The organism is Rubellimicrobium mesophilum DSM 19309, assembly GCF_000600335.2.
Taxonomy (GTDB): domain Bacteria; phylum Pseudomonadota; class Alphaproteobacteria; order Rhodobacterales; family Rhodobacteraceae; genus Rubellimicrobium; species Rubellimicrobium mesophilum.
The window spans coordinates 1-4,682 of the sequence record NZ_KK088532.1 but is presented as its reverse complement, the minus strand read 5'-3'; the positions used below and the strand labels follow the sequence as shown (position 1 = coordinate 4,682).

Here is a 4,682-nt window from a genome sequence, read left to right as displayed (position 1 = left end):
GTTGCGTCGCCCCGTGGGGCGGGATTCAGCCCGCCAGCGGCACGGGACGAATCACCGCCCCGAGCGGGCCGGGGATGGTGGGCTGAAGCCCACCCTACGGCGGGGCGGAGCCGTCGTGCTCCGGGCCGGCGTTGCCGGTGGAGTGGAACCCCGCCCGACGGAGGAGGGGAGATGGCAGGGCCGGGCCTTTCCGTGCCGCCGGTGCGGTGCAGGCGAGTGCGCACCCTATGGGCGAGAGCGGATCGCGCCGGCAGAATCCAGCCGGCGCGTGGTGGGGGGAACCCCGCACGACGGGGATGGGCCAGGGTGGGCGGCACGGGGCGCGTCAGGCCCTCCCCTCCCTCAGCGCCTGGGGCGTGGCGCCGTAGGCCCGGCCGAAGTGGTCGTAGAACTGGCTGATGGAGGGGAAGCCGGACTGGAGGGCGACCGTGGCCACCGTGGCGTTGCTTTCGAGGAGGAGCGCCTGGGCGCGGAGGAGGCGCATCCGGATGATGAACTTGCGCATGGGGACGTTCATCACCGAGGTGAAGAGCGACAGGGCGTAGTTCTCGTGGAGGCCCGTGACGCCCGCGACATCGGCGTTGGTCATGGGGGCGGAGAGGTTCTCCATGATGAAGCGCAGCATCGCCACGACGTGCCGGATGCGCGTGGACTGGGGCGAGCGGCCGGCCTCGGGCTCGGCCATGGGCGCGCGGAGGTAGGTGAGCCTGTCGAGCAGCGCGCGGCGGAGGAGGGCGTTGATCTCCATGAACAGGATCTCGCGCCGCTCGGGGTCGCCGGAGCGGTAGTCGCGATACCAGGCGGCGACCTGCGATTCGGTCAGCAGCGCGGGGTCGAGGGCGACGAGGCCTCCGGCGAGGAGAGCGCCCTGCAGCCGCGCGATGTGCGGCATGAAGAGGAAGCGGTCGAGCGGGATGTAGATGTTGGAGAGGCGGAGCGGGCCGCTGCCGTCGGGCGTCAGCGTCACGAGCTGGTGGGGAAGGTTGGCCCAGAAGAGGACGGGGCGGCCGGGCGGGACCACGAGCTCGCCCCCCTCGATCAGGTAGGTCATCGAGCCGCCCGTCAGGATGTTGACCTCGACATGGCCGTGCCAGTGGGGGCGGGGCATGAGCTGGGGCTCGAAGATGCGCATCCCGAAGCGGCCGATGGCGCGGTCCTCGGCGTAGAAGCGGCGCTCGGCGCGGGGGACGGGCTGGGGCATGGCGCGGGAGGGGACCTTAGGAAACCGGAAGAGAATGTCTGTTTCCGGTATTGCCGCGAAAGCGGTCGCGGGTCCATGGTCCTCATCACCGCGACTGGCCCCGGCGACGGGGGAGGCCGCGGCATCGGCCCGGGACGGAAAGGCGCGGGACGGCGTCGGAGCCCTCCGGGATGGGACAACCGGGTCCGGAGAGGCTCGTGGGGAGGACTGGATACATGAGGATGCAATCGCGCGTGCTGATGGCCGCGCTGCTTCTGGGGACCGCGCCCGGGGCGATCCGGGCGCAGATGGTGGAGCCCACCACGCCGCCCGCCCCGCCCGAGTTCCCGGCGCAGGGCGAGCCCGTCTTCGTCAACCGCGACCAGATCTACACCTATCGCGCGCTGCCCGAGTATCACGAGCCCGACTGGGTCACGGCCTTCGTGGACGCGGGCAAGCTGCCCCCCCTGGCCGACCGCCTGCCCAAGGAGCCGGTGGTCTACGACACCGCCACCATGGCAGACGGCGTGGGCACCTACGGCGACGTGATGCGCCACGTGATCGGCGGGCGGCCCGAGGGCTGGAACTACTCGGCCGGGCAGAGCCAGGGCTGGGGCGGCATCGACATCGGCATGTACGAGTGCCTGACGCGCACCGGCCCCCTCTTCGAGGTGAAGCCCGAGGACCTGCAGCCGCTGCCGAACCTCGCGAAGTCCTGGGAGTGGTCGGAGGACGGCACCTCGCTGACCGTGCACCTGATCGAGGGGGCGAAGTGGTCGGACGGCGATCCCTTCGACACCGAGGACATCCGATTCTACTGGGAGGACGAGGTCATGGACCCGGAGGTCACGCCGCTGAACGGCGCCTCCCCCGAGACCTTCGGCACCGGGACCACGATGACCATCGACGGGCCCTACCAGTTCACCTGGCACTTCACCTCGCCCTTCCCGGAGCAGGTGCTCTACGCGATGGCCTACGGGACCTTCTGCCCGGGGCCGAGCCACATCCTCGAGCCGCAGCACCCGAAGTACAACCAGGAGGCCACCTACGACAGCTTCCGCAACGCCTTCCCGCCGGAATACATGAACTTCCCGGTGATGGGCGCCTGGGTGCCGGTCGAATACCGGCCGGACGACATCGTCGTGCTTCGGCGCAACCCCTACTACTGGAAGGTGGATTCGGACGGGAACCAGCTCCCCCTACATGGACGAGCTGCAATACCGCCTGAGCACCTGGGCGGACCGCGACGTGCAGGCGGTGGCGGGGACCGGGGACTTCTCGAACCTGGAGCAGCCTGAGAACTTCGTCGAGTCGCTGCGGCGGTCGGCCGAGGACGACGCGCCGGCGCGGCTCCAGTTCGGGCCGCGGATCATCGGCTACTCGCTCTACCCGAACCTGTCCGGGAACGGCTGGGGCCAGCCCGACGAGCGGGCGCAGGCGGTGCGCGAGCTCAACCGCAACGAGGACTTCCGCATCGGCGTCAGCCAGGCCATCGACCGGCAGCGCCTGGGCGAGAGCCTGGTGAAGGGGCCGTTCATCGCGCAATACGCGGGCGGGCTCTACCCGGGGACGGCCTATTACGACGACGCCTCGACGGTGTTCTACCCCTACAGCCTGGAGAGCGCGAAGGCGCATCTCGAGGCCGCGGGGCTGAGCGACACCGACGGGGACGGGTTCTACAACTTCCCCGAGGGCACCGCGGGCGGCGGGAACGTGCAGCTCACCCTGCTCGTGAACGGCGACTACCAGACGGACAAGAACCTCGCCGAGGGCGTGGTCGCCATGCTGGAGGAGGCCGGGATCCAGGTCGCGCTGAACACGCTGTCGGGCAACGACCGCGACGCCACGCGCGACGCCGGCACCTGGGACTGGCAGGTGTTCCGCAACCCCACCGAGATCATCACGGTGGTGCAGAACACCACGCAGCTCGCCCCGACCGGGCCCACGACCTCGTGGAACCACCGGGCGAACGCGGAAGGCCAGCTCGACCTGCTGCCCTGGGAGCAGGAGATGGTGGACGTGGTGAACCAGTTCATCGCGAGCCGCGACCCGGCCGAGCGCGCCGACCTGATGAAGCAGTACCAGAAGCTCTACACCGAGAACCTCTACGGCGTGGGCCTGGTGACCTATCCGGGCGCCCTCATCATCAACAAGCGCTTCGCCAACATCCCGGCGGGGGCCCCGATCTTCCAGTTCAACTGGGCCGAGGACAGCATCATCCGCGAGCAGGTCTACGTGCCGACGGACAAGCAGCAGGACTACGAGCTGCATCCCGACATGCTGCCCGGCGCGCCCGGGAGCGAGGGGCCGGTCGGCGCCTCGTGAGACAAGACCGGGGGACCCTCGGGCCCCCCGGACCCCCCGACCGCGGGAAGGGACCAGACCCTCTCCCCCGTTCCGCCTCAGGGCGGGACCCTGGCCAAGGACAGGCCCATGCTCCGCTTCCTCCTCTTCCGCATCCTCCAGGCGATCCCCGTCCTGTTCGTGATGAGCGTCATCACCTTCGCCATCATCCAGGCGCCGCCGGGCGACTACGGCGACTTCGTCAAGTCCAACCTGATCAGCCAGGGCGGGGCCTCGGTCGCCGCCGCCGAGGCCGCGGCGGAGGACTACCGCGAGAGGAACGGGCTCAACGATCCGCTGCCGGTGCAGTACCTGCGCTGGATCGGCGGCATCGTCACCCGGGGCGACTTCGGCTTCTCGTTCTTCTACAACAAGCCCGTCTCGGAGGTCGTGGCCGAGCGGCTGCCGCGCACGATCATGCTGGCGCTGGTCTGCCATATCCTCGCGAGCCTCTTCGGCATCGGCTTCGGCATCCTGGCGGCGACGCGGCAGTATAGCTGGATCGACACCGCGCTGAGCTTCGTGGCCTTCCTCGGCATGACGATCCCGCGCTTCCTCCTCGCGCTCATCATCCTCTACGTGCTGGCCTTCAAGCTGAACGTGCAGGAGCTGGGGAGCTTCTACTCGTCCCGCTACGGCGGGCAGGCCTACTGGCTCGGGCCGCTGGACTTCAACTGGGCCAAGCTCTGGAACCTGGTCCAGCACGTCTGGCCGGTGGTCTTCATCGCGACGCTGGGCGGCCTCGCCTACAACATGCGGGTGATGCGGGCGAACCTGCTCGACACGCTGAACTCGCAATACGTGGAGACGGCCCGGGCCAAGGGGCTGCCGGAGAGCCGCGTCATCATGAGGCACGCGGTGCCCAACGCGCTGCACCCGCTCATGGCCTATCAGGGCGTGGTGCTGCCCTACATGCTGACCGGCGAGATCGAGGTGGCCATCGTGTTCAGCCTCGCTACGGTCGGCCCCGCCATCGTGGGGAGCATGGGGATCGGGGACGTCTACGTGACGGCGACGCTGCTCCTCGTGCTGGGGGCGACGCTGATCGTGGGCAACATCCTCGCGGACCTCGGGCTCGCGCTGCTCGATCCGCGCATCCGGGTGGGGAACCAGGCATGACCGACATGATCGACCCCCACCTGCCGCCCCGCCGCGCCGG

4 protein-coding genes are annotated in these 4,682 nt (G+C 69.6%); 3 read left to right on the top strand and 1 reads right to left on the bottom strand.

Annotation, left to right across the window (positions count from 1 at the left end):
- Positions 1 to 325 precede the first annotated feature (325 nt).
- Positions 326 to 1,201 (bottom strand): helix-turn-helix domain-containing protein, encoded by an 876-nt coding sequence (locus RUMESO_RS02135; RefSeq protein ID WP_037277736.1) that lies wholly within the window; start codon positions 1,199 to 1,201, stop codon positions 326 to 328.
- Between the two features lie 215 nt (positions 1,202 to 1,416).
- On the opposite strand from RUMESO_RS02135, the gene RUMESO_RS27640 reads away from it, so the two are divergent.
- From RUMESO_RS27640 to RUMESO_RS02125, 3 genes are all read left to right on the top strand, one after another.
- Positions 1,417 to 2,478, top strand: coding sequence for an ABC transporter substrate-binding protein (locus RUMESO_RS27640; protein ID WP_211262750.1), 1,062 nt, complete (start codon positions 1,417 to 1,419; stop codon positions 2,476 to 2,478).
- Positions 2,384 to 3,505, top strand: a complete 1,122-nt coding sequence (locus RUMESO_RS26020; protein WP_211262749.1) for an ABC transporter substrate-binding protein — start codon at positions 2,384 to 2,386, stop codon at positions 3,503 to 3,505. The genes RUMESO_RS27640 and RUMESO_RS26020 overlap by 95 nt, the downstream gene beginning before the upstream one ends.
- 108 nt (positions 3,506 to 3,613) lie before the next feature.
- A complete protein-coding gene (locus RUMESO_RS02125) occupies positions 3,614 to 4,642 on the top strand; it encodes an ABC transporter permease (protein ID WP_037277735.1) in 1,029 nt (342 codons plus the stop codon).
- The last annotated feature ends 40 nt before the right edge of the window (positions 4,643 to 4,682 follow it).